Source organism: Streptomyces sp. enrichment culture (assembly GCF_964273255.1).
Taxonomy (GTDB): domain Bacteria; phylum Actinomycetota; class Actinomycetes; order Streptomycetales; family Streptomycetaceae; genus Streptomyces.
Genome location: NZ_OZ186835.1, coordinates 754,741 through 775,131 on the forward strand (window position 1 = coordinate 754,741; position 20,391 = coordinate 775,131).

Annotated in this window: 19 protein-coding genes and 1 riboswitch; of the genes, 1 reads left to right on the forward strand and 18 read right to left on the reverse strand. The window is 72.3% G+C overall.

The window, feature by feature from the left end:
- Nucleotides 1-100: 100 nt before the first annotated feature.
- Entirely contained in the window at nt 101-919 is an 819-nt protein-coding gene (locus tag ACSU53_RS03365; RefSeq protein ID WP_437024659.1) for an SGNH/GDSL hydrolase family protein, read from the reverse strand.
- Between the two features lie 203 nt (nt 920-1,122).
- A complete protein-coding gene (locus ACSU53_RS03370) occupies nt 1,123-2,067 on the reverse strand; it encodes a peptidoglycan DD-metalloendopeptidase family protein (protein ID WP_437024660.1) in 945 nt (314 codons plus the stop codon).
- A gap of 2 nt (nt 2,068-2,069) precedes the next feature.
- Nucleotides 2,070-2,239, reverse strand: a riboswitch (cyclic di-AMP (ydaO/yuaA leader).
- 402 nt (nt 2,240-2,641) lie between these two features.
- Here ACSU53_RS03370 and ACSU53_RS03375 point away from each other — a divergent pair.
- Entirely contained in the window at nt 2,642-3,439 is a 798-nt protein-coding gene (locus ACSU53_RS03375; protein WP_437024661.1) for a tyrosine-protein phosphatase, read from the forward strand.
- Nucleotides 3,440-3,481: 42 nt separating this feature from the next.
- Here ACSU53_RS03375 and ACSU53_RS03380 read toward each other — a convergent pair whose 3' ends face one another.
- The 16 genes from ACSU53_RS03380 to ACSU53_RS03455 form a co-directional block, all read right to left on the reverse strand.
- Nucleotides 3,482-3,601 carry a DUF6126 family protein gene (locus ACSU53_RS03380; RefSeq protein ID WP_432058901.1) on the reverse strand — a complete coding sequence of 40 codons (120 nt, stop codon included), beginning with the start codon at nt 3,599-3,601 and terminating at the stop codon, nt 3,482-3,484.
- Nucleotides 3,598-4,221 carry a helix-turn-helix domain-containing protein gene (locus ACSU53_RS03385; RefSeq protein ID WP_437024662.1) on the reverse strand — a complete coding sequence of 208 codons (624 nt, stop codon included), beginning with the start codon at nt 4,219-4,221 and terminating at the stop codon, nt 3,598-3,600. The genes ACSU53_RS03380 and ACSU53_RS03385 overlap by 4 nt, the downstream gene beginning before the upstream one ends.
- Before the next feature lie 86 nt (nt 4,222-4,307).
- Nucleotides 4,308-5,726: an aspartate aminotransferase family protein gene (locus tag ACSU53_RS03390; protein ID WP_437024663.1), complete on the reverse strand. Its 1,419-nt coding sequence runs from the start codon at nt 5,724-5,726 to the stop codon at nt 4,308-4,310.
- Nucleotides 5,723-7,696 carry a 1-deoxy-D-xylulose-5-phosphate synthase gene (gene dxs, locus ACSU53_RS03395; protein WP_437024664.1) on the reverse strand — a complete coding sequence of 658 codons (1,974 nt, stop codon included), beginning with the start codon at nt 7,694-7,696 and terminating at the stop codon, nt 5,723-5,725. The genes ACSU53_RS03390 and dxs overlap by 4 nt, the downstream gene beginning before the upstream one ends.
- A gap of 37 nt (nt 7,697-7,733) precedes the next feature.
- Nucleotides 7,734-8,891, reverse strand: a complete 1,158-nt coding sequence (ispG, locus tag ACSU53_RS03400) for a flavodoxin-dependent (E)-4-hydroxy-3-methylbut-2-enyl-diphosphate synthase (protein WP_437024665.1) — start codon at nt 8,889-8,891, stop codon at nt 7,734-7,736.
- A 4-nt stretch (nt 8,892-8,895) separates the two neighbouring features.
- Nucleotides 8,896-9,918: an adenosyl-hopene transferase HpnH gene (hpnH, locus tag ACSU53_RS03405; RefSeq protein WP_437024666.1), complete on the reverse strand. Its 1,023-nt coding sequence runs from the start codon at nt 9,916-9,918 to the stop codon at nt 8,896-8,898.
- Nucleotides 9,919-9,923: 5 nt separating this feature from the next.
- Nucleotides 9,924-10,565 carry a phosphorylase family protein gene (locus ACSU53_RS03410; RefSeq protein WP_437024667.1) on the reverse strand — a complete coding sequence of 214 codons (642 nt, stop codon included), beginning with the start codon at nt 10,563-10,565 and terminating at the stop codon, nt 9,924-9,926.
- Entirely contained in the window at nt 10,565-12,667 is a 2,103-nt protein-coding gene (gene shc / locus ACSU53_RS03415) for a squalene--hopene cyclase (protein WP_437024669.1), read from the reverse strand. The genes ACSU53_RS03410 and shc overlap by 1 nt, the downstream gene beginning before the upstream one ends.
- Nucleotides 12,668-12,786: 119 nt before the next feature.
- A complete protein-coding gene (locus ACSU53_RS03420) occupies nt 12,787-13,851 on the reverse strand; it encodes a polyprenyl synthetase family protein (RefSeq protein WP_437033004.1) in 1,065 nt (354 codons plus the stop codon).
- A 71-nt stretch (nt 13,852-13,922) separates the two neighbouring features.
- The gene (gene hpnE / locus ACSU53_RS03425) at nt 13,923-15,347 is read right to left on the reverse strand and encodes a hydroxysqualene dehydroxylase HpnE (RefSeq protein WP_437024670.1); all 1,425 of its coding nucleotides are present in this window, start codon (nt 15,345-15,347) and stop codon (nt 13,923-13,925) included.
- The gene (locus ACSU53_RS03430) at nt 15,344-15,487 is read right to left on the reverse strand and encodes a DUF6380 family protein (RefSeq protein ID WP_437024672.1); all 144 of its coding nucleotides are present in this window, start codon (nt 15,485-15,487) and stop codon (nt 15,344-15,346) included. The genes hpnE and ACSU53_RS03430 overlap by 4 nt, the downstream gene beginning before the upstream one ends.
- Nucleotides 15,484-16,434 carry a presqualene diphosphate synthase HpnD gene (gene hpnD / locus ACSU53_RS03435; protein ID WP_437024673.1) on the reverse strand — a complete coding sequence of 317 codons (951 nt, stop codon included), beginning with the start codon at nt 16,432-16,434 and terminating at the stop codon, nt 15,484-15,486. The genes ACSU53_RS03430 and hpnD overlap by 4 nt, the downstream gene beginning before the upstream one ends.
- Complete coding sequence (gene hpnC / locus ACSU53_RS03440; protein WP_437024674.1) at nt 16,431-17,333, reverse strand: squalene synthase HpnC; 903 nt, start codon at nt 17,331-17,333, stop codon at nt 16,431-16,433. The genes hpnD and hpnC overlap by 4 nt, the downstream gene beginning before the upstream one ends.
- 359 nt (nt 17,334-17,692) lie before the next feature.
- Nucleotides 17,693-18,481: an ABC transporter ATP-binding protein gene (locus ACSU53_RS03445; RefSeq protein WP_437024675.1), complete on the reverse strand. Its 789-nt coding sequence runs from the start codon at nt 18,479-18,481 to the stop codon at nt 17,693-17,695.
- Nucleotides 18,474-19,409, reverse strand: a complete 936-nt coding sequence (locus ACSU53_RS03450; protein WP_437024676.1) for an ABC transporter permease — start codon at nt 19,407-19,409, stop codon at nt 18,474-18,476. The genes ACSU53_RS03445 and ACSU53_RS03450 overlap by 8 nt, the downstream gene beginning before the upstream one ends.
- A 96-nt stretch (nt 19,410-19,505) precedes the next feature.
- On the reverse strand, nt 19,506-20,387 hold the full coding sequence (locus ACSU53_RS03455; protein WP_437033006.1) for a glycosyltransferase family 2 protein: 882 nt from the start codon (nt 20,385-20,387) through the stop codon (nt 19,506-19,508).
- Between the last annotated feature and the right edge of the window lie 4 nt (nt 20,388-20,391).

Genomic DNA, 20,391 nt, shown 5'->3' on the forward strand with positions numbered 1-20,391 from the left:
AAGTGACGGAATGGATGCAGCGGGCCGAACGGAACGGACGGACGGGCAGCGGCACGGCCCCGGTGCGCCCGGGAGGCCGGGCGCACCCATCGCTCACCGCTCACGCCACCGCGGCGATCCGCTCCTTGATGGCGTGCGGGGACAGCGTGCCCTTGGCCGTCACATGGTCCCCGGAGGACTCCCCGCGCAGGCGGCGGCCGATCCAGGGCACCAGGTACTCGCGGGCCCACTGGACGTCGTCACGCCGGATGTCGAGGGTGCCGCGAGCCGGGAGCGGGGGCCACGGCTGCTCGGGGTCGGCGGGAACCGCCAGGCCGAGGGCCTGCCCCGCCCGCAGCGCCACCCGGGTGTGGCCCTCGGGCGAGAGGTGGAGCCGGTCGGCGTCCCACGCCCTGCGGTCCTGGACGCTGCGCAGGGACCACAGGTCGAGCACCGGGCAGCCGTAGCGGTCGGCGATGGCCCGCACGTGTCCGTTGTACGTGGCGATCCTGCCGCGCAGCCGCCGCAGCACGGGGACGCCCCGGGTGTCGAAGCCGGTGGCGACCAGGACCGTGCCGGACACGGCGGTGAGCGCCGCGACGGCCCGCTCGAACCGCTCGGCCACCTCGTCCGGGTCCGTGCCCGGCCGGATGATGTCGTTGCCGCCCGCGCAGATGGAGACCAGGTCCGGGGCGAGCTCCACCGCCCTCGGGATCTGGTCCGCCACGATCTGGTCGAGCAGCTTCCCGCGCACCGCGAGGTTGGTGTACTGGAAGGCGCCTTCGGGCCGGCGGTCGGCGAGAAGCACGGCGAACCGGTCGGCCCAGCCGACGAACGCGCCGTCGGGGCCGGGGTCGCCGACTCCCTCGGTGAAGCTGTCCCCCACCGCCACGTACGACCCGATCTCTACTCTGCTGTCACTCTTCGAATCGTCTGCCACAGTCACCCATGATTCCTTTTCGAATGTGACCTACGCGACCGTAGGAAAGGGTTGACGGGTGGTGAGATGAGCCACTTCCGCCCGGCCGCCCTTGTCCACCCGCAGCACGGATCCCCGCGCGCAGCACCGAAGGCCGGCCCCGGGTCGGGGACCGGCCTTCGGCGGCGTGTCAGGCAGGTTGCGCACGGGTCTCGCGCGAGGGGTCAGCCGATGGCGACGCCCTTGGAGCGAAGGTAGGACACCGGGTCCACGTCGGCGCCGTAGTTCGGCGAGGTGCGGATCTCGAAGTGCAGGTGCGGGCCGGTCGAGTTGCCGGTGGAGCCCGAGAGACCGACCTGCTGACCGGCGGTCACGGCCTGGCCGGCCGAGACGGACAGCGAGGACAGGTGGGCGTACTGGGCGTAGTGGCCGTCGTCGAGCTTGATGACGACCTGGTTGCCGTACGCGCCCGCCCAGCCGGCGGAGACCACGGTGCCGGAGCCGACGGCCTTCAGCGAGGTGCCGGTCGGGACGCTGAAGTCGACACCGGTGTGGTAGCCGCTGGACCACATGCTGCCGGCCACCTTGTAGCCGGTGCCGACGCCACCGCCGGGCACCGGGGAGGTGTAACCGGAGACGCCGGCGGCCTGGTTGGCGCTCGTGGACTGCGGGGCGGTCTTCTTGACCGGGGCCTCGCTCTTGCCGGCGGAGGGCTTGGCGGGCGCGGTCTTCTTCTTCGGCGCGTCCTGGGCGGACGGAGCCGAGGAGGTCTTCTTCGGGGCGCTCGGCGCGGCCTTGCCGTCGATCGACAGCTTCAGACCGGGGTGGATGAGCGACGGGTCGTCACCGACGGCCTCGCGGTTGTCGGCGTAGAGCTGCTTCCAGCCGCCGTCGACGTTCTCGGTGTCGGCGATCTTGGCCAGGTAGTCCCCGGACTTCACCACGTAGGTGCGGGACTCGCCGTTCTTCGCGTCGGCCTCGGCGTCGGCCTTGGCGCCGACGGACAGGCCCTGGACCGTCTTCGCCGGGGCCGCCTCGGGGGTGGCGGCGTGGGCGCCGGTGGCGCCGAGGAGCGGCAGGGCGAGAGCGGCGCCACCGGTTCCGGCGACGGCGATGGAACGGGTGAGACGCAGGGTCCTGGGACGGCGGTGCTTACCCTTGGCGGGCATGACGAATTCCTCTCCGGCGCCTGCGAGGTGAGCTGTCGGGTTCGGGCTGGAGATGCCCGGCCGCGTCGTGACGCGGCTTAACCCCAAGCCTGTTTCTCCGGAAGACCGGTAACAGGCAGTCGTACCTGTGGGTCCCCCGCTCCTGCCGTTCACGGGTCAGTGAGTGTGCGGGCTCCGGACGGCGGCAGGATTAGGCGTCCGTCCGGATCGGTGGCGAACGTAAGCGACCAAGACGCAAGGGGACAAGCGAGGGGTTCCCCCTGAACGCCCTTTTCCGTGATCCACTCGGACCATTGGCGTCACCGTGCGTCGCTTCCGCGACCGGAGGAAGCGCGAACGGGCTTGCAGAACACGGGAATTACGTGCACATGGCGACAACGCGCCGTCACCACTATGACGATGCTCACGCACCCCATTCCCATCTCCCTTTCTATCGGGGCACGTTACGGCGAATTCCCCTAAACGGACAGAACGCCTTAAACGCCGAATCAGGACTTCTCTCCGGACGGTGATGTCGTATCGTCGAGGTGCCGTCGGCGAGTCGCGCCGACGACGCCGAGTGGGAGGAGCCCCCGTGACGCAGCACGTCCCGTCGACCGAGCCCGAGCTGACCGGGGTGCGCAATTTCCGTGACGTGGGCGGGCTGCCGACCGTGGACGGCCGGCGCGTCCGGCCCGGGGTGCTGTTCCGCAGCGGTCACCTCGCCCACGCGACCGCCGAGGACGCCGCCTTCCTGTCGTCCCTGGGACTGCACACCGTCTTCGACTTCCGCAACGCGGCCGACCAGAAGCTGGAGGGACCGGACGTCGCGCTGCCCGGTGTGCGCAACGTCAACCTGCCGCTCAGCGACCCGGCCGACGGGGCGGAGTTCTGGCGGATGGTGCGCGACGGCGACCTGGAGCAGCTGCGCTCGATCCTCGCCGACGGCAAGGGGGCGGACCGGATGATCGCCTCCTACCGGGCCACCATCAAGGGCCGCACCGCCGAGCACTCCCAGGTGCTGCACGCGCTCGCCCAGGAGAGCGTCCCCGCGCTGATGCACTGCGCGGCGGGCAAGGACCGGGCGGGCCTGTCGGTGGCGGTGACGCTGCTGGCGGTGGGCGTGGAGCGCGACGCGATCTTCGAGGACTACCTGAAGTCCAACGAGCGGCACCGCCGTTACAAGGTGCAGCGCAACGGGGACTCCGCCTCGGCCTACTCCCCCGAGGTGATGGACCTGCTCAACCCGCTGTTCGACGCCCGCGCCGAGTACCTGACGGCGGCGCTGGAGACGATCGAGGAGACGTGGGGCGGTGTCGACGCCTACCTCGAACGCGGACTGGCCCTCGCCCCCGCGACCCGCGAACGGCTGCGCGCCCGCCTGCTGGACTGACCCCGCCGCGCACCGGGCCGGGGCGCGAGCGCCCCGGCCCGTCTACTGCGCGCCCACCGTGAACAGCACGTAGATGAAGCCCGCGACGACGTGACCGGCCACGACGTAGACGAACAGGCGCACCCACAGGGCGCGGGGGAACTTCTCTTCCAGGTTCTTCACGAGGCATCTCCGTGGGCGGGGCCGAGACAGAGCGCCGCCGTGGGGCTCTGCAGCAGGGTGTGCACGAACAGCAGCTCGACCCCGTCGGGGTCCTGGGCGGCGATCCGGTGCGGGGTCAGGGAGTCGAAGTGCGCGCTGTCGCCGGGACCGAGCCGGTGCCGCGTCTCCCCGAGGCGCAGCAGCAGCCGTCCCCGCAGGACGTACAGCCACTCCTCGCCGGGGTGCACGCGCACGATGTCGCCCTGCGAGCCGTGCGGGACGTGCACCCGCAGGGCCTGCATGCCGCGCCCCGGCCCGCCGGCCTGCCAGTAGGTCCAGCCGCCGGCGGTCGTCGGTTCCATCCGGTCGGCGCGCACCACGGCGTCCCGTTCGGGGGCCGTCTCACCGAGGAGTTCGGCGACCGTCGTACCGTAGACGCGGGCGAGGGACAGCAGCATCGGCAGGGAGGGCTGGCGCTGTCCGGTCTCAAGCCGGGAGAGATGGGCGGGCGACAGGCCCGCGTCGCGGGCCGCGGTTTCCAGGGTGAGGGAGGCCCGGCGCCGCAGCTCCCGCAACTGCGGCGCGACCAGACCCAGGGCGTCGGCCCGGGCGGCCGACGGCTCTGTCTCGGGGGAGCTCATGTTCCTATTCAGCACCCGTCTTGCCCCGCGGGCAAATTTCTTGCCTCATAGACAAAAAGCGAGGGGCGGGTGCCGCGCGGGGCCGGTCAGCGGTTGGCGACCGCCTGCTTCACCAGGGTCCTGCCGAAGTCCCACATCAGGCCGCCGCCCTGGTGCGCGTCGTCCATGACCGCCGTGAAGGCGTCCACGAACCGGTCCACCTCCGCCTCGCCGATGATCAGCGGCGGGATCAATTTGATCACCTCCATGTGATCCCCGGACACCTGGGTGAGGATCCGGTGCCGCTGGAGCAGCGGCACCACCACCATCTGCGCGAACAGGCCCTTGCGGGCCGCCTGGAGCATGGCCCAGTGGCCGCGCAGCTTCAGCGAGCGGGGCCGGCCGAACTCGATGCCGATCATCAGCCCCCGGCCGCGCACCTCCGCGAGCATCTCGTACTTCTCGGTCAGGGCCGCCAGCCGGGACCGCAGCAGCTCGCCGGTCGCGCGCACGTTCGCCACGACCTGCTCGCTCTCCATGACCGACAGCACCGCCAGGCCCGCCGCCATCGCCTGGGCGTTGGCCCCGAAGCTGGCCGAGTGCACCAGCACCCGGTCCATCGACGAGTAGACCTTCTTGAAGATCCAGTCCTTGCCGATCGTGGCGCCCACCGGCACATAGCCGCCGGACAGCGCCTTGGCCACGCACACCAGGTCCGGCTCCACGCCCTCCTCGTGCTGGTAGGCGTAGAAGTCCCCGGTCCGGCCGAGGCCGGTCTGCACCTCGTCGGCGATCAGCAGCGCCTTGTGCCGGTGCAGCAGCTCCTGCGCGGCGAGCAGGTAGCCGGGGGGCGCCTCGTGCACGCCCTTGCCCTGGACCGGCTCGACGATCAGGGCGGCCACGTCCCCCTTGCGCAGCTCCCGCTCCAGGGCGTCGAGGTCGCCGAGCGGCACGGCGGTGTCGGGCAGCAGCGGGGCGAACCCGTCGCGGAACCCGGACTCGCCGTTGACCGACAGGGAGCCGGTGGTCAGGCCGTGGAAGGCGTGCTCGCAGTACAGCACGCGCGGCCGGCCGGTCACGAACCGGGCGAACTTCAGCGCGCCCTCCACCGCCTCGGTGCCGCTGTTGCCGAAGAAGACCCGGTCCAGGTGCGGGCTGTGCGCGAGCAGCTTCTCGGCCAGCAGACCGGGCAGCGGCTGGCAGTCGAAGCGGGTGAGATCGGCCAGCGAGAGGTCCAGGACGTCGTGCAGCGCCTTGCGGATCACGGGGTGGTGGCGTCCGAGGCCCATCACCCCGAACCCGGCCAGCATGTCCAGGTGGTCGTTGCCGTCGGCGTCCCAGAAGTGGGCACCCTCGGCTCGCTCGTAGACCTTGTCGAAACCGATGGTGTGCAGCATCCGCGGGAGCTGGTGGTTGAGGTACCGGGCGTGCAGCTCGTAGCGCTCCGCCCCGCGCTCGGCCAGCAGGGCGGCGAGGTCGAACCCTCCGGCCTGCGACGGCTGCGACGCGGACTCCGCAGTGGTCATGCCTGGTGCTCCTGTTGCTGGGGTGACGGGGACGGTGCGGGCCGCCGGGACTGCTCCCGCGGCGCATCGGAGGACGCGTCCGGCTGCCGCTGTTCCCCCTCGTGGCGCAGGGCGAGGCAGGCGCTGATCCGGCCGGCCACCTCGACGGGCGTGAGGCCGATGTCGGCGAGCACCTCACCGCGTTTGGCGTGCGGGAGGAACTGCTCCGGGATGCCGAACCGGCGGACGGGCACGTCGACATCGGCGTCGCCCAGGGCCAGCGCGACGGCCGAACCGACCCCGGCCGCACGGCTGTTGTCCTCGACGACGGCCACCATGCGGTGTCCGGCCGCCAGCGGGGGCAGCGCGGGGTCGACGGGCTTGACCCAGCGGGGGTCCACCACCGTGCAGCCGATGCCGCGGGCCTGCAGCAGTTCGGCCGCCCGCAGGCAGACCGGTGCCATGACGCCGACGGCCACCAGCAGCACCTGGGGCGCGTCGGCGCGGTGCAGCACGTCCATGCCGCCGATCCGGTCCACGGCGGGCAGGCACGGACCGACGGACTCCTTGGGGAAGCGCAGCAGGGTCGGCGCGTCCTCGACCGCGACCGCCTCGCGCAGCTGGGCGCGCAGCTGGTCGGCGTCCCGGGGGGCCGCGATGCGCAGGCCGGGGACGACCTGGAGCACGGACAGGTCCCACATGCCGTTGTGGGACGGCCCGTCGGCGCCGGTGACGCCGGCCCGGTCCAGGACGAACGTGACCCCGCAGCGGTGCAGTGCGACGTCCATCAGCAGCTGGTCGAAGGCGCGGTTGAGGAAGGTGGCGTAGACGGCGACGACCGGGTGGAGGCCGCCGGTGGCCAGTCCCGCCGCCGAGACGGCCGCGTGCTGCTCGGCGATGCCGACGTCCCAGACCCGGTCCGGGAACCGCGCGGCGAACGCGCCGAGGCCGACGGGGTGGAGCATGGCGGCGGTGACGGCGACGACGTCCTCGCGTTCCTCCCCGATGCGGACCATCTCCTCGCCGAACACCGACGTCCAGGACGGCCCGCCGGACGGCGCCAGGGGAGCGCAGGTGAGCGGGTCCATCACGCCGACGGTGTGGAAGTGGTCCTCCTCGTGGGCGAGGGCCGGTTCGTAGCCGCGGCCCTTCTCGGTGAGGCAGTGCACGATGACCGGTCCGCCGAAGCGCTTGGCGCGGGCCAGGGCCGACTCCACGGCTCCGATGTCGTGGCCGTCGACCGGGCCGACGTACTTCAGGCCCAGGTCCTCGAAGAGGCCCTGCGGGGCGAAGGCGTCCTTGAAGCCCTTCTTCGCGCCGTGCAGCGCCTCGAAGACGGTGGAGCCGACCACGGGGGTGCGCTGGAGGACGTCCTTGCCCCAGGCCAGCACCCGCTCGTAGCCGTCGGTGGTGCGCAGGGCGGCGAGGTGGTCGGCGAGGCCGCCGATGGTGGGCGCGTAGGAGCGCTCGTTGTCGTTGACGACGATGACCAGCGGGCGGTCCTTGGCGGCGGCGATGTTGTTCAGCGCCTCCCAGGCCATGCCGCCGGTGAGCGCCCCGTCCCCGATCACGGCCACCACGTGCCCGGTCCCGCCCCGCACCTGGCGGGCCTTGGCCAGGCCGTCGGCCCAGCCGAGGGCGGTGGAGGCGTGGCTGTTCTCGACGATGTCGTGGACGGACTCCTCGCGCGAGGGGTAGCCGGACAGGCCGCCCTTGCCGCGCAGCTTGGAGAAGTCCTGCCGGCCGGTCAGCAGCTTGTGGACGTAGGACTGGTGGCCGGTGTCCCAGATGATGCGGTCGGCCGGTGACTCGAAGACACGGTGGAGCGCGACGGTCAGTTCCACCACGCCCAGGTTGGGGCCGAGGTGGCCGCCGGTCCTGGCGACGGCGTTCACCAGGAACTCTCTGATCTCTGCGGACAGTTGGGTCAGGTGCGCGGCGGACAGCGCCTTCAGGTCGCGCGGTTGTCGGATGCTCTCCAGGATCGACACGGTCGGGCCCCCTTCGCATGCCGTGCTGTCGAGGTGCTCAGCTCACGGTGACGGCCGGCTCCCCCGCCGTGATGCCGTCCTTCTCCATCTGCTCGGCGATCTTCATCGCCTCTTCGATCAGCGTCTCGACGATCTTCGACTCCGGCACCGTCTTGATGACCTCGCCCTTGACGAAGATCTGCCCCTTGCCGTTGCCCGACGCCACCCCCAGGTCGGCCTCCCGGGCCTCACCCGGACCGTTGACGACACAGCCCATCACCGCCACCCGCAACGGCACGTCCATCCCCGTCAGACCCGCCGTGACCTCCTCGGCCAGCTTGTACACATCCACCTGCGCCCGCCCGCACGACGGACACGACACGATCTCCAGACCCCGCTGCCGCAACCCCAGCGACTCCAGAATCTGGTTACCGACCTTGATCTCCTCCACCGGCGGCGCCGACAACGACACCCGGATCGTGTCCCCGATCCCCTGCGACAGCAGCGCACCGAACGCCACCGCCGACTTCACCGTCCCCTGGAACGCCGGACCCGCCTCCGTCACCCCCAGGTGCAGCGGGTAATCACACTGCGCCGCCAGCTGCCGGTACGCCTCGATCATCACGACCGGGTCGTTGTGCTTCACCGAGATCTTGATGTCCCGGAACCCGTGCTCCTCGAACAGCGACGCCTCCCACAGCGCCGACTCCACCAGCGCCTCCGGCGTCGCCTTGCCGTACTTCTGCAGCAGCCGCCGGTCCAGCGAGCCCGCGTTCACCCCGATCCGGATCGGCGTGCCCCGCTCCCCCGCCGCCTTAGCGATCTCCTTGACCTGATCGTCGAACTTCTTGATGTTGCCCGGATTCACCCGCACCGCCGCGCACCCGGCCTCGATCGCCGCGAACACGTACTTCGGCTGGAAATGAATGTCCGCGATCACCGGGATCTGCGACTTGCTCGCGATCACCGACAACGCGTCCGCGTCGTCCTGCGTCGGACACGCCACCCGCACGATCTGGCACCCCGACGCCGTCAGCTCCGCGATCTGCTGCAACGTCGCACCGATGTCCGACGTCCGCGTCGTCGTCATCGACTGCACCGACACCGGCGCGTCACCGCCCACCGCCACCGACCCGACCTGGATCCTGCGGCTCCTGCGGCGCTCGGCCAGGGGGCGCACCGGTGAACCCGGCATCCCCAGGGAGACTGCGGTCACGGCGTCACTCCCTGTTCGACGAGACGGTCTCGCGCATGGCGCGCAGCGACTCCTTCAGGGAGCCCATGGTGGCGAGGACGGCGGTGGGTTCGTAGCCGCAGTGCGCCATGCAGTTGGCGCAGCGCGGGTCCTTGCCGCGGCCGTACTTGTCCCAGTCGGTCTCCTCGATCAGCTCCCGGTACGTCGGCACGTAGCCGTCGCTCATGAGGTAGCAGGGGCGCTGCCAGCCGAACAGGGAGTAGTTGGGGATGGCCCAGGCGGTGCACGGGAAGTCGACCCGGCCCTCGAGGAAGTCGAGGAACAGCGGGGAGTGGTTCAGCCGCCAGCGCCGGCGGTTGCCGCCCGCGAACGCCTTCTTGAACAGCTCCCGGGTCTGCTCCACGCCGAGGAAGTGCTCCTGGTCGGGTGCCTTCTCGTAGGCGTAGGCGGGCGAGATCATCATCTCGTCGACCTTCAGGTCGTCGTTGAGGTAGTTGAGCACCTCGACGACCGTCTGCGGGGTGTCGGTGTTGAAGAAGGTCGAGTTGGTGGTGACCCGGAAGCCGCGCCGCTTGGCCTCCTTGATGGCCGCCACGGCCTCGTCGAACACGCCCTCCTTCGCGACGGACTCGTCGTGCCGTTCCCGCAGCCCGTCGATGTGCACCGCGAACGCGAAGTAGGGGGACGGGGTGAACTTGTCCATCTTCTTGCGCAGCAGCATGGCGTTGGTGCACAGGAACACGTACTTCCGGCGGGACACCAACTGGCGCACGATCTCGTCGATCTGAGGGTGCATCAGCGGTTCCCCGCCGGCGATGGACACCATGGGGGCACCGGACTCCAGCACCGCCCCCACCGCCTGGGCGACCGGCATGCGCTGCTTCAGCACCCCGGCCGGGTGCTGGATCTTGCCGCAGCCCTCACAGGCGAGGTTGCAGGCGTAGAGGGGCTCCAGCTCGACGATGAGCGGGAACTTGTCCCGCCTGCGGAGTTTCTGTTCGGCCAGGTATGTAGCGACCTTGATGGACTGGCGCAGCGGCATGGCCATCTGGCTCACCTCCGGGGGAGCAGCAGGGAACGGTGCCATTCGAGGTAGGCGGGAAGCACGGAACGAAGGACGCGGAAAGCCGATATTCCACCGCGCACCGTGCCGATCCGGACCAGTTCATGTTCTGGAGCGTCCACGACCACCCGGACGGCCGCAACCGGGCGCGCGCCCGCGCGGACGGCGCTCAGGAGCGTGGCGGCGGATTCCATGTCCGCCGCGATCGCGCCGGTCGCGAGCAGGCCGGCCCGTTCGGGGCCGCGTACGACGTGGTCGGAGCCGGTGAGGGGGCCGGTGTGCACCGTGCGTCCGGGGACGGTGCGCATGAGCTGCTCGACCAGCAGGTCCGTGCCCTCGCAGGGGACGGTGCCCCGCGGGTCGCGGGTCTCCTCGGCGACGACGAGGTCGCCGGGGTGCATGCCGGGCGCCAGTCCGGCGCAGAAGCCGGTGGCCAGCACGGCGGCGCCGCGGAGGGCCGGCCCGGCGAGCACCCGGGTCACCGAGCGTTCGGCGGCGGCCGGCCCCATGCCCGTGCGCAGCACGGTGACCGGCCCGCCCGTGCCGCCGCCGGACCGCCTGCGCAGGGCGAACTGCTCGATGCCGAGCGCGCAGGCGATCAGCAGCGGGGACGGGTCGGGCCGGGCCGTCATCAGCTGCCCTTCGCCTCGGCGAGCGACGGCCGGCCGCCGGCCGCGCCGGTCCCGCCGCCGGGTGTCCCGCCGCCGGCTGCGGCGGGTGCCGACGCGGCGGCGGGCCGGGCCGGCTTCTTGGCGAAGGGGTCCCCGTTCACGTACCGGCCGAGGGCGGTGAGCGGGAAGACCTGGCGGTAGAGGTGGTAGTTGATGGAGAAGTCCCAGGGGAAGCCGGTGCCGGTGAAGTACGGCTCGTCCCAGGAACCGTCCTCCCGCTGGGTGGCCGCCAGCCAGGCGACACCGCGCTGCACCGCCGCGGACTCCCGCTCGCCCGCCGCGAGCAGCGCCATCAGGGCCCACCCGGTCTGCGAGGCGGTGGAGGCGCCCCGGCCGCTCCAGCCGCGGGCGTCCCGGTAGGAGCGCAGGTCCTCGCCCCAGCCGCCGTCGTCGTTCTGCACCGACTCCAGCCAGGCGACGGCGCGCCGGATCGCCGGGTGGGAGACGGGGATGCCCGCGGCGGTGAGGGCGGGGACGACGGAGCCGGTGCCGTAGAGGTAGTTGACGCCCCAGCGGCCGAACCAGGAACCGTCGGGCTCCTGTTCGTCCAGCAGCCACCGGATGCCGCGCCGGGTGCGCGGATCGTGGGCCAGGCCCTCCACGGCGAGCATCTCCACCACGTGCGCGGTGACGTCCGCGGACGGCGGGTCGATGACCTCGCCGAAGTCGCAGAACGGCAGCCGGTTGGGGAAGGGGCTGGTGTTGTCGACGTCGAAGGCGCCCCAGGCGCCGTTCTTCGACTGCATGCCGAGGTTCCAGCGCACCCCGCGGCCGATGGCGTTGTCGACGCGCTCCGGGTCGTGGTGTCTGACCCGGCGCAGCGCCAGGACCACCTCGGCGGTGTCGTCGATGTCGGGGTAGTTGTCGTTGTGGAACTCGAACGCCCAGCCGCCCGGCGGGAGGTGGGGTCTGCGCACCGACCAGTCGCCGGGGCGCACGATCTGCTCGCCCAGCATCCAGTCGGCCGCCCTGACCAGTTGCGGGTGGTCGGCGGGCAGGCCGGCGTCGGCCAGCGCGATGGTGGCGAGGCAGGTGTCCCACACCGGGGACTGGCACGCCTCGATCATCCGGGCGCCGTCCTCGCGCCACACCGCGAACCGGTCCAGCGACTCCAGGCCGGCCCGCATCACCGGGTGCCTGAGGTCGTACCCCAGCAGGTGCAGGGCGATCACGGAGTAGACGGCCGGCGGCTGGATGCCGCCCCAGCAGCCGTCGTTCTCCTGACGTTCGACGATCCAGCGGGCGGCGGTGTTCATGGCGGCCGCGCGCAGGCGTCGCGGAACGATTTTGCGCACCGTGTGCAGGGCCCGGTCGAGCCGCTGGAAGGCGCCGTCCCAGCTGGTCACCGGGGCGAGCGACCGGGGCGGGCTGGGGCAGCCGGGGTCGGTGTGCAGTTCGTCCAGCGGGAACGGGGCGGGCCGCACCGGCCGTTTCGCGGAGACGATCGTCAGGGGGACGATCGTCTGCCGGGCCCAGCAGCCGAAGTCGTAGATGTTGAGCGGCACCCAGGACGGGAACCAGATGAGCTCGGGCGGGAGTTCCGGCAGGTCCTCCCACTTCCACCAGCCGAACAGGGCCAGCCAGATCCGGGTGAAGACCCGGGAGGCCGCGATGCCGCCCTGCCGGCGGATCCAGTCGGACGCCTTCGCCATGTGCGGTGCGTCCGGTGCGTCGCCCGCCAGGCGCAGGGCGACGTAGGCCTCGATGGTGGTGGACAGGTCGCCGGGGCCGCCGTGGAAGGTGGCCCAGGTGCCGTCCTCGCGCTGCTCCCCGCGGATGAACAGGGCGGCGGCGCGGGTGGTGTCCTCGTCGAGGATGCCGAGGAACTGACGGAGCAGGAGGTCCTCGGCGTCCATCGTGACGTTGGTCTCGAGGTCGCCCTTCCACCACCCCTGGTCGTCCTGGCGGGACAGCAGGAAGTCGGTGGCGCGCCGCATGGCGCGAGCGGCGACGTCGGGTACCCCGGCCGCCACGGGGGTGTGGTTGTCGGTGTCGTGTTCGCTGGCCGCGACGGTCCGGGGCGGCAGGGCCGCCCCGGTGCTTCCGTCGGTCGTCGCTGTCATGGCTTCCCCTTCGTGCAGTGCTGCATGTCGTGCGTCTGCTGTGGGTCCGCCGTCGGCCGGTGGTGCGCTCCCCGCCTTTCCGGCCGGCGACTACGCGAGGGCTATTCGACCGATAGTGATCATCTCTTCCGTTCGACGACGAAGTCCGCGAGCGCCGTGAACCGTTCCCGTACCTGCTCGGGCATGTCCACGTCGTCGAGGGCCTCGATGGCGGTGGTGTGCTGACGGCGTGCCTCTTCCGCCGTCCACTCGCGTCCGCCCGCCTGTTCGATCAGGGCGGCGCGAGCCGCGAACTCCTCCTCGGAGAAGTTCGCGAAGTCGCTGCTGTCGGCGTCGGCGGCGAGGATCTCGCCGAGCCGCTCGGAGGCGGGGCCGCCCGCCGCGAGGGCGGCCACGACCGGGAGGGACTTCTTGCGCTGGCGCAGGTCGCTCCAGGTCTGCTTACCGGTGGATCCGGGGTCGCCCCAGATGCCGAGGAGGTCGTCCACGGCCTGGAAGGCGAGGCCGAGGTGGTGGCCGTACGTCTCCAGGGTGTCGGCGGTGCGGTCGTCGGCGCCGCCGAGGACGGCTCCGATGGAGCTGGCGCAGGCGAGCAGGGCTCCGGTCTTGTTGCCCTCCATCTCCAGGCACTCCTCGACGCTGACGCGGTCGCGGTGCTCGTAGGAGATGTCCTGGGCCTGGCCGTCGATCAGGGCGCGGGTGGCGGTGGTCAGGCGGCGCGCGGCGCGGCCCGCCTCGACGGTGCCGAGCTCCAGCAGCATCTCGTTGGCCAGCGCGAACAGCGCGTCGCCGACCAGGATGGCCTGGGCGGGTCCGTGCACCTTCCAGACGGTGTCGCGGTGGCGGCGCTGCTCGTCGCCGTCCATCAGGTCGTCGTGCAGCAGCGAGAAGTTGTGGACCAGCTCGACGGCGACGGCGCCGGGCACGCCGGTGTGCGGCGGGGCGCCGGTGACCTCCGCGGACAGGACGGCGAGCGCGGGGCGCACCGCCTTGCCGCCGTCGCCGTCGGCGGGGCGGCCCTGGGCGTCGATCCAGCCGAAGTGGTAGGCGGCCACCGCGTCCATGGGAGGGGCCAGACGGTCGACGGCCGCGCGCAGCACCGGCATGGCCAGGGTCCGGCCGCGCTCCAGGAGCGCGGACACGTCCACCGCGGTCCTGCGAGCGGCCTTCGAGGCCGGGGGCACAGTGGGCACAGTCTCTCCTCTTGTTGCGGTACCGGGGGTGCGGCGTCCTGCCGCGCCGCTCTGCCGGAGCATCAGGCCGCCTCCTCTAGGGCGAAGAGGTGGGCGGGACGGGGACGGCCCAGGGTGTCCAGCGCGGCGCCGGCCGCGCCGATCCCGCTGCGGACCGCGCCCTCCATCGTCGCGGGCCACCCGGTGGCCGTCCAGGCACCGGCGAGGTACAGGCCGGGTGCCCCGGTGCGGGCGCCGGGCCTGAGGCGTCCCACGCCGGGGGCGGGGACGAACGTGGCGTGGCGTTCGCGGGTGACGAAGAAGTCCTCCACGGCGGCACCGCGGGTGCGCGGCAGGAGCCGCTCCAGCTCGGGCAGGTACCGCTCGCGCAGCACGGCCACCGGCGCGTCGATCTCGTCCTGGGCCACCGACTGCGACACCGCCAGGTACTGGCCCCGGGTCAGGCCGGAGGCCGCGGTGCGGTCGAAGACCCACTGCACGGGTGTGCCGAGGGCGGCGAGGAAGGGCCGGGTGAGGACGGTGCGGTCGTAGACGACGTGGACGTTGAGGATCGGCGCGGTGTCGATGCCGAGCAGCCGTTCGGGGGCGTCGAGGGCGCCCGCGGGCAGCAGGGCGTAGGCCTCGCGCTGGGGCACGGCGAGGACGACGGCGTCGGCCTCGGTCGTCGCGCCGGAGGTGTGCACGCTCCACCCGCCGTCGTCGCGGGGGACGACGGCGGTGACGCGGGCGCGGACCTCGGTGCGCACGCCGGCGGTGTCCAGGGCCCGGCGGGCGAGCCGGTCGTGCAGGTCGCCGAGCGGGACGGAGGCCCAGCCGATGTCGGCCGCCCCGGGATCGGAGAGCAGGCCGGTCTTGAAGACCATCGCGGCCAGCGCCAGGGAGGAGTCCCCCGCGACGGCGTTGAGGGTGGCAATGCCGACCAGGTCCCACAGGGCCTCGACGGCGCGCGGCGACTGGCCGTGGGCGGCGAGCCAGCTGCCGAAGTCCTGGGTGTCCAGGGCGGGGTCGGTGAGGTCGAGCCGCTGGAGCGCGAGCGCCGCCCGGCCCACCCGCGCCCGGTCGGCGAGCGAGAGGTGCGGGTAGGCGGCGAGGCTGCGCCCGAGGTGGAGGGGCACGGGCAGCGGGTCGCGGCGGAGCCGGCCCAGGCGGCGTCCCTCGGGGCGGCCGAGGTCGACGACGGGGACGTCGAGGCGGTCCTGCAGCGGGGCCAGGGCGGCGCCGCCGATGCGGTCGAGGAGCCAGCGGTAGGCGGTGCAGCAGCGCAGGTGGACGTGCTGGCCGTTGTCGACCGTCAGGTCGCCGCGCTGGAAGGAGAACGCGAGCCCGCCGAGGCGGGGACGGCCCTCCAGGAGGGTGACGCGGACGCCCGCGTCGGCGAGGGCGAGGGCCGCGGTGGTGCCCGCGAGTCCGCCGCCGACCACCACGGCGTGCCGCACGGCCGCCCCCTGCGGTTCCTGTGCCCCTTCGGGCCTGGTGACGCGGTTCATCGTCCGCCCTCCCCCGGACGGCCGGGGATCCGGTTCAGCGGTGCGCGGCCGGCCGTCCTGGTCTGGGACGCGGCCGGGTCGCGGAGGGTTGCCCCCCGCTTGTGCCGCGCGGTGCCGTGGGGGAACGCCGTGCCCGTCACGCGCGCCTCCTGACGGCCCGCCGGGTGAGGTGCCGGGTGTCCAGGCCGGACAGTCCGCGCACCGCGACGTACGCCTTCTCGCGGCCCGGGAGGGAGACCCGGCCGCGCAGCACCGCGTCGGGGTCGCGCTCGATGCGGTCCAGGAGGCGGCGGTAGATGCCGGCCATGGCGGCCACGCAGGCGCCGCTGCGCCGGTCGAGCATGGGCAGCAGCCGGTAGCCCTCGGCGAACAGGGCGCGGGCGCGGCGCACCTCGAAGTGCACCAGTCCGGTGAAGTCGGAGCCCTCCGGCGGGGTCGGCGCGGCGAACCCGCCGGAGCAGCCGAACTTGGCGAGGTCGTCGGCGGGCAGGTAGGTGCGTCCGCCGACGGCGTCCTCGCGGACGTCGCGCAGGATGTTGGTGAGCTGGAGGGCGAGACCGAGGGTGTCGGCGTACTCGGGGGCGCGTTCGGCGCCGCGCGCGCCCGGCTCGGTGCCGAACACGCCGAGGGAGAGCCGTCCGATGGCACCGGCGACGCAGCGGCAGTAGACCTTCAGGTCCTCCCAGGTCTCGTAGGTGGCGCCGCGGACGTCCATCTGGACGCCGTCGATGAGCTCGTCGAGCCCGCCGAGCGGGATCGGGAACCGCTCGGCGGCGTGGGCGAGGGCCACGGCGACCGGGTCGGTGTCGTCCTCGTCGACCGCGCCCCGGCGGATCCGGGCGAGCAGGTCCCGTGTGCCCTCCAGGCGGGTGACCTTCACCTCGCGGTCCAGCGTGCCGTCGCCGATGTCGTCGACCCGGCGGGAGAACGCGTACAGCGCCGACATCGCGCGTCGCTTCGGCGCCGGCAGCAGCCGGATGCCGTAGGCGAAGTTGCGTGCCTGCTGTCCGGTGACGGCCTCGCAGTAGCGGTAGGCGGCGAGGACCGGCGGGGACGCGTACGCTTCCGACTCCACGGTCCGGATCACCTCTTTCCTCGCAGAGTGAGGCCCACCTCGCGCAGCAGGTGCATCCTGCCGGGCTTGGGCGGGCCGGGAAGTACGTCGTATTCGGCGGCGGCGATCGCGCGGACGGCCGCCCGTCCCCCTCCCACGAACCCGGCGAGCAGCAGCTTCAGCCGGCCGTGGACGCCGGCCACCAGGGGATCGCCCTCGTCCAGGAGGTCCCGGACGCGCTGCGCCTGGTGGGCGACCAGGGCGCGGACCGAGGCGCCGGCGGTGGCCGCGGCGAGGTCCGCCTCCTGGACGTGGAAACGTTTCATGTCGCTGGCGGGGAGGTAGATCCGGTCCCGGCCGAGGTCCTCGGTCACGTCCTGGAGGTGCTCCACGATCTGCAGGGCCGTGCAGACCGCGTCGGAGCGGCGGACCCGCTCGGGAGTCGCGGTGCCGGTGACGGCGAGCACCAGACGGCCGACGGGGTTGGCCGACAGCGCGCAGTAGGCGAGCAGGTCGTCGTAGGTCTCGTAGCGCCGGACCAGCTGGTCCTGGCGGTTGGCGGCGATCAGGCCGAGGAAGGGTTCGGGGGTCAGGGCGCGGCGGCGGACCGTGGGCCGCAGGCGGCGCAGCAGCGGGTGGCGCGGTTCGCCGTCGAACACCCGGTGCAGGTCGGCCTCGAAGGCGTCCAGCAGCGCCGTCCGGTCCTCCGCGCGGTCGGCGGGGACGCCGAGCAGGCGGGCGTCGGCGCCGCCGGGGGCGAGGTCGCCGTCGCCGATGTCGTCGACCAGACGGGCGAATCCGTAGACCGCCATCAGGTCGTCGCGCCACTGACGGGGCAGGAAGAACGGCGCCACGGGGAAGTTCTCCGCGGCGGCCTTGTCGAGGGTGGCGCGTTCCGGCGCGGTGGTGCGCGCCCCGCCGGTCCGGTTCATCGTGGGCTGCCCTGTGCGGGGACGGCACATACGGCGTTCACTCGGGGAGCCTCCGTAGCCATTGCCGTCACATCTCCCGTTCTACACTGTTGACCCAATACACACTATTTCGGACACGCCGCCCGGACTTCCTCCGGACGGCCCTGCGGGATGGTGTCGCGCATTATGGCCCTGATTGCCGCCTTTGGGGACCGCTACAGCTTACGTTGTACAACGCGGTACGGACCGCCGGGGTGTCCCGGTCTCCACCACAGCACACCGTTGGGCGTCAAGATTCCTGTGTGCGGCGGAAGTTGACGCTTCCTTTGCAGACGCCGAACCGGCCCGCGAGCGTTGCGCCGGGCACCGGACGGCCCGGGTCACTTCGCCGTGAACTTCTCGTACTCCTTGAGCACCTCGTCGGTCGGGCCGTCCATGCGCAGTTCGCCGCGCTCCAACCACAGCACGCGGTCGCAGGTGTCCCGGATGGACTTGTTGTTGTGGCTGACCAGGAACACCGTGCCGGCCTGTTCGCGCAGCTCCCGGATGCGGGCCTCCGACCGCTTCTGGAACTTGCGGTCACCGGTGGCCAGCGCCTCGTCGATCATGAGGACGTCGTGGTCCTTGGCGGCGGCGATGGAGAACCGCAGGCGGGCCGCCATGCCGGAGGAGTAGGTGCGCATCGGCAGGGTGATGAAGTCGCCCTTCTCGTTGATGCCGGAGAAGTCGACGATCTCCTGGTACCGCTCCTTGATCTGTTCGCGCGACATGCCCATCGCGAGCCCGCCCAGGATGACGTTCCGCTCGCCGGTGAGGTCGTTCATCAGGGCCGCGTTCACGCCGAGCAGGGAGGGCTGGCCGTCGGTGTAGACCCTGCCCTCCTCGGCGGGGAGCAGCCCGGCGATGGCCCGCAGCAGGGTCGACTTGCCGGAGCCGTTCGATCCGATCAGGCCGATGGCCTCGCCCCGGTAGGCGACGAAGGAGACCCCCCGCACCGCGTGCACCTTGCGCACCCCGCGGGCCGAGTCGTCCTTGCCCCGCCGCAGGATCCGGCTCAGCGCGGCCGTGGCACTGCCCCGGCCGGCCCGGGCGGCGTTGACGCGGTAGACGATGTGCAGTCCGTCGGCGATGACGGTGGGGACGCGGGCCGGCGTCGGGTCGTCAGCCACGGCCGTACCTCTCCTCGGCCTTCCAGAAGTAGACGAAGCCGACCCCGCCGGCCAGCAGGGCCCAGCCGAGCCCGAAGGCCCACACGTGCGAGGGCAGGTAGGAGGAACCGTAGTCGTCGATCAGGGCGAAGCGGACCAGGTCCATGTACACCGCGGCCGGGTTCCACTGGAGCACGTCCGCCAGCCAGGCGGGCACGTTCTTGTCGGCGAGCATGGCCGGGATGCTGAACATCACGCCCGAGGCGTACATCCAGGTGCGCAGCACGAACGGCATCAGCTGGGCGAGGTCGGGGGTGCGGCTGCCCAGCCGGGCGAAGATCAGCGCCAGGCCGGTGTTGAAGACGAACTGCAGCAGCAGCACCGGCGCCACCAGCAGCCAGGACCAGGACGGCAGGGAGCCGAACGCCATCACCACCACGACCAGCACGATCATGGAGAACAGCAGCTGCTGGAGCTGCTGGAGCGCGAACGACACCGGCAGCGAGGCCCGCGGGAAGTGCAGCGCCCGCACCAGCCCCAGGTTCCCGGAGATCGCCCGGACCCCGGCCAGCACCGAGCTCTGGGTGAACGTGAACACGAACACGCCCGTCACCAGGAACGGCACGTACACATCGCTCGGGATGCCCCGCCGGGCGCCCAGCAGCAGGCCGAAGATGAAGAAGTACACGGCCGCGTTCAGCAGCGGCGTCACCACCTGCCACAACTGGCCCAGCTTGGCCTGGCTGTACTGCGCCGTCACCTTCGCCTGCGAGAACGCCAGGATGAAGTGCCGCCGCCCCCACAGCTGCCGGACGTACTCGGGCAGCGACGGCCGGGCGCCGCTGACCGAGAGCCCGTACTTGGCGGCCAGCTCCGCCGCCGTGAGGCCCTCGTCGGACGGCACGGACGCGTCGACCGCGACCGTGCCGTCGTGCGTTGTCTCACTCACCAGTGGCTAGCTTTCGTCCTCGAGATGCGCGGCCCGGGGGGCCTGGCATGCGCCGGGGAGCCGGGGGCGGCTCCGTTGTTCCCGCACACGAGCTTGTCAGATCACCGGGGGCCGGCCCAGCCGGGTCAGCCGCCAGACCGTACGCCACCGCATGGGCCGGCGGGGTCCGCAGGGGGTGGACCAGCCCTCCCGGAATCCGCCGAACCAGGCCTTCAGGGCCGCGCGCGAGGGGCGGCGGGCGAGGGTGAGCAGCACCCAGACGCCCAGGTACACCGGGACCAGGAGCGCCGGCAGGTTACGGCGGGCCAGCCAGACCCGGTTGCGGGCCACCATGCGGTGGTAGACCGCGTGCCGCGAGGGCGCGGTGGTCGGGTGGTGGAGGACCATGTCCGACCGGTAGTCGATCATCCAGCCGGCGTCGAGGGCCCGCCACGCCAGGTCGGTCTCCTCGTGGGCGTAGAAGAACTCGTCCGGCAGGCCCCCGACCTCGGCGAAGACCTGGGTGCGCACGGCGTTGGCGCCGCCGAGGAAGGTGGTCACGCGGGAGGAGCGCATCGGGTCGGACGCCCGCAGCCGGGGCACGTGGCGGCGCTGGGTGACGCCGGTGTCGGGGTCGGCGATGCGGAAGCTGATGATGCCGAGCGCGGGGTCGGCGGCGAACGCCTCACGGCACAGCTCGGCGGTGTCCTCGCGGGCCAGCAGGCCGTCGTCGTCGAGGAAGAGCAGGACGTCGACGTCCCGGCCGCCCGGCCCGAACGCCTCGATGCCGACGTTGCGGCCGCCGGGGATGCCGAGGTTCTCCGGCAGTTCCACGGTGCGGACGGTGTCGGAGAACTCCGCCACGTCGGGGACGGGCGAGCCGTTGCCGACCACGACGACCTGGACCGGGTCGCCCTGCTGGCGGGCGACCGAGTCGAGCAGGGCGCGCAGCTCGTCGGGGCGGTTGCCCATCGTGATGACGACGGCCCCGACCTTCAAGGCG

Coding starts and splice junctions, on each gene's coding strand:
- ACSU53_RS03370 (WP_437024660.1), bottom strand. CDS start 2,067: ATGCCCGCCAAGGGTAAGCACCGCCGTCCCAGGACCCTGCGTCTCACC.
- ACSU53_RS03385 (WP_437024662.1), bottom strand. CDS start 4,221: ATGAGCTCCCCCGAGACAGAGCCGTCGGCCGCCCGGGCCGACGCCCTG.
- ACSU53_RS03390 (WP_437024663.1), bottom strand. CDS start 5,726: ATGACCACTGCGGAGTCCGCGTCGCAGCCGTCGCAGGCCGGAGGGTTC.
- hpnH (WP_437024666.1), bottom strand. CDS start 9,918: ATGGCCATGCCGCTGCGCCAGTCCATCAAGGTCGCTACATACCTGGCC.
- ACSU53_RS03410 (WP_437024667.1), bottom strand. CDS start 10,565: ATGACGGCCCGGCCCGACCCGTCCCCGCTGCTGATCGCCTGCGCGCTC.
- shc (WP_437024669.1), bottom strand. CDS start 12,667: ATGACAGCGACGACCGACGGAAGCACCGGGGCGGCCCTGCCGCCCCGG.
- hpnE (WP_437024670.1), bottom strand. CDS start 15,347: ATGAACCGCGTCACCAGGCCCGAAGGGGCACAGGAACCGCAGGGGGCG.
- hpnC (WP_437024674.1), bottom strand. CDS start 17,333: ATGAACCGGACCGGCGGGGCGCGCACCACCGCGCCGGAACGCGCCACC.